This is a genomic window from Anaerobacterium chartisolvens (assembly GCF_003337415.1).
In the GTDB taxonomy this organism is placed as follows: domain Bacteria; phylum Bacillota; class Clostridia; order Acetivibrionales; family DSM-27016; genus Anaerobacterium; species Anaerobacterium chartisolvens.
The window spans coordinates 1-2,819 of sequence record NZ_QPJT01000067.1; the positions used below are offsets into that span (position 1 = coordinate 1).

General features: G+C 48.4%; 1 protein-coding gene. It reads right to left on the reverse strand.

Annotated features, from left to right (window positions below; all coding sequences use genetic code 11):
* Nucleotides 1–2,819, reverse strand: a 2,819-nt coding sequence (locus DFR58_RS22285; protein ID WP_207659318.1) for an Ig-like domain-containing protein, incomplete at both ends; no start/stop codon positions are given.

Genomic DNA, 2,819 nt, shown 5'->3' on the forward strand with positions numbered 1-2,819 from the left:
GATAGAACCCATCGGCAATTTGAACTACAATATCGCCGCCGGTCTTAGGCAGAGTCCTTACCACTTCTTTTGCCTTGGCAAGAGTTTTGTACGGCTTCGCTTGAGTTCCGTCTCCGGTGGTATCGTCACCAGTTGTAGAAACATAGATATTTTTATTCGGTGCGGGCTTCTCTGTAACTGTTACGTCACATGCCGTTTGGCTTCCATTTGCAGTTGTGGCAATTATACTTGCCGTTCCTACAGCTATGGCATTAACAGTTATACTTGTGGCTCCTGTTTCTTCATCGTAAACTTTCCCTGTTACAGTAGCTACCGCTTCATTGCTCGAACTAAATGTCACAGTCTTGTCAGCTTCATCCTCAGGGGTTACTGTTGCTGTAAGTGTTCCTGCTGAGCCTTCTGCCAAGGTTAGCGAATTTTTGTCAAGCACTGCTGTTTGACCGAACCAGACAGGGTCCGCAGTCAAAGTGCTTTGGGTCAAGAATATGCGGTCGACTGCAAAACCGTCTTCCCTGAACCAGATATCTAATGTATGTTGTCCGGCGGTAACATTCTGCAAGGCAGACCCCGCTGATATTCTATTCGAGAGATTTACCCATTTCCACGCACCGTTGCTATCATCATGAATGCTATTTGCACTGAATTTATAAGTATTATCCAATCCTACGTGCAGGGAGTCACTATCGTAACTAGGAGTCTTGGCCAGTACCCATACAGTGTAATTCCCCGCAACCGGAATATTGACTGTATATGAAAGTCTTGGAGTATTCGCAAGATTGGCTGCACTGGTGCTTGACTGTACATACCCACTGTCAGGCAAGGCGTGCATAGCTTGCGTGTACTGTCCTTTGACAACTGACCAGTTACGGCCGCTGAAGGGACCATATACAGTAGCACTTTCTGCCTCAATAAAAATGTCGGTTGCTACACGAAGCGATTTGAACGCGTTACGCAGCGCGAAATATGCATTGTCCGCTGCTTCCTGTCCGATCTCATTATTAGAGGCGGCAGCTTGGGCCTCGCTTAAGGCGCTTGCAAAAGTGTTCCATGAATTGGTTGTATAAACCGCACTGTCCAGATCATCAGTTGCGTCAATCAAGGCGGTCAGCAGTGTTTTGTCAACCGATGGGTCGACAGGTGCCGTTTCACTCACCACAACACGAGCATGCGACTGGCTGAGTACTTCGTCGTCCTTGGACAGTACAAAAATAGCATATGTACCAGACACCTCAGGCGCAGTTATGCCGAGCTTATCGCCGTAGACCATTGTTTCATCGTCGCCTCCATCAAAATGTCCACCAGCCGGCGAGGAAATCCATATCTTTTTTGATTTGTCGTTTAAATCGTACGCAAATCTGACTGTCTCTCCAGGGGCTACTGTCTTGTTAGCCGCGAGCAGCTTATTTGCCTCCGATACTGTGGTGGTAAACTTGATGGTTGTAGCATTCGGCGACGACGGAGTGCTGAGTACCAAGTCCCAACTTCCTTCGGTGGCGATTTCGTACCCATCTACCACGGGATTGCCGTTGAGCGTATAGGTGTAGTCTTCACTCAAAGTCAATTTAAGAGGCTGTACTGCTGAAACCTCGTAACTTTCTCCGTTTTTCACATTGACCGCTGTCGCGCTGGTGTCGACATATGCCGTATACTTGGAAGTAGCCGTTCCTTTGCTGCTGTCTGCATACACGATATATAATTTGTATTCTCCAGGAGCAGACGGAGCGTCGATTGTCTTTGCGTCTCCGGCAGCTTTTGTCATAGTATTGCCTTCTACAAATTCGGTTGTGCCCGCGGGTGCAAGCCAAACAGTATCTCCATGTTCGAGCAGACCCCTGCGGCTCAGCTTTTCACCTTTACCCATGATGATGTTGGAAGCCAGCTCAAATTCGGTATCGGCAATGAGGCTCCTTGGTATCATATGAGTGTATTCATCGGTAAGTCCCGAATTCAAAACGATTTGGTTACCCTCAGCCGGCCAAATGCGATCTGCGCTTTTGTAATTGTCAAAAGTAATTCTGGGGCCGCCATTCTGGTCGTTATCCCCGTCCACGTAACCTTCGATGGCAATCATGTCACTTTTGCGCTTCCAGTTGTTAAACTCATAAAGACGGCTCCGTCCAGGGGAATGGGACAGCTTTGACTGCACGACGTTGCCTATCATCTTTATAAACGTACTTCCTTCGTCGGGATGGAACCCGTTCGTCCAGTTGTTGGAGGTAGTGGGTTTGTTACTGGGATTTGGGTCAAGGAAGTTGTAGTTCATCTCGGTGTAATTCGTCCAGTTGTCAGGATGCCAGTTACTGGTCTCGTCGGTGACGGGGCTGCTTGTCAAATTGTTGACGGTGTCCCATGTACCTCCGCCCAGCAAATTACCGGGATCTCCCTGACGTCCCAGTGAGTAAATGGCTCCGGAGTCATTTACTACGGTGCATATTTCCTCTACCCTGTTATAGTTTATTTTGTTATTTCTGGATGTGGTAGATATTGCCGGAGACCTTGCTAGGCTTCCTTCACTTGTACCAGCGTAAGGGCCGCCGTCCTTAACAGTACCTTGGGCGGTATGACCGAACCCATCGTACTCGCACCAGCCCCAACCGATGCTCATAGCACCGTAAGTGGAGTCATACAGGTAGTTGTGCAGTACCTGCATGTTAGTTGTGTAGAAAGAGGTCAGTGAGTTGGCGCCCGGGAATCCGTAGCAGTTCCTGTACAAGAAGTTATTTGTAATATAAACATCCTCCGGCACTGCCTCTGTTCCATACACAAATTTTTCCTTATTGGCACCGGCCCAGTTCTTTATTGGCGTGCCTGAGACCGAA